1 pseudogene is annotated in these 965 nt (G+C 67.3%); it reads right to left on the reverse strand.

Going from position 1 to position 965, the window contains the following annotated elements:
• Positions 1-965, reverse strand: a pseudogene (locus tag NBW84_RS17435) (tetratricopeptide repeat protein); the annotation flags it as partial.

Consider the following 965-nt stretch of genomic DNA (forward strand, 5'->3'; position numbering starts at 1 on the left):
GGGCGGATGTCCGGGCGACCTCGGTCGACCGAAGCGCGCCGAGGTCCTCCCGCACGGCTCGCTGCACGAGCGCATGAACGCGGATCATGCTCTTCTCGTACGTCACCAGATGGAACCGGTGCAGGCCACGCAGCCCGTCGTGGATGTCGTCCCGGGTAGGCTGCCTGGGCAGCCGCTCGGCGAGGTAGCCCTGGACGGGTGACGCCTTCATGACATCCCCCGGGATACCGTTGGGGTTCAACGAGCTGACAATCTCCAGGAGCGGCCGGGCGAGCCCGACCGGGGGCAGTCTGTCCGCCGCCTCGATGGACAGGGCCCAGGTCGTCGCGACGGTGTGGGAATATCCGTCATAGACGGTGTCCAGCGTGGGGAACAGCTCCGTCAGCCGCTTTTTACGGTTGGCGAACCGCTCTCGGTACCCACTGCAGGTCAGATCCTGGTCGATCATATAGGCGGTGGCATGGCTGAGCGCCAGCGGCAGCGCACCCAGATCCGCCACGACACCGTTGACGGCATCGTCCCCGTCGGCCAGATGCCGATATTTCTCATTCTCGAACTTCCTGCGCAGGTACTCGACCGCCTCGGTTTTCGTGAACACGTCGACTTCGACGAGACTGCGGCCCGCCAGCAGATCCGCGTCACGCCGCCGAGTGGTGACGACCGTGCGCCCGCTCGGCCGGCCGGGGGGCCACAGGTCGCGGATTTCGGCCGGCCCCGCCAGGTCGTCCAGGACGATCAGCCAACGCCACCGGGTTCTTGCCAGCCACGTGAGCAGCCGGGCCGCGGTGCGTTCCGGTATCTCGTTCTCCGGCCCGAGCCTGAGGTCCGTTCCCGCCTGCACGAGGTCTATTCCCGCCTGTACATAGCCGGATACCACCGAGTCGCGGCTGAGCGCCGACACCCACACCATCAGATCGAGTTCTCCGGCGTCCCAGAGCTCGCGGGCGAACTCGGCCGCGAGCTGT

It is taken from the genome of Protofrankia sp. CiP1_Cm_nod2, from assembly GCF_920664355.1.
Lineage (GTDB): Bacteria > Actinomycetota > Actinomycetes > Frankiales > Frankiaceae > Protofrankia.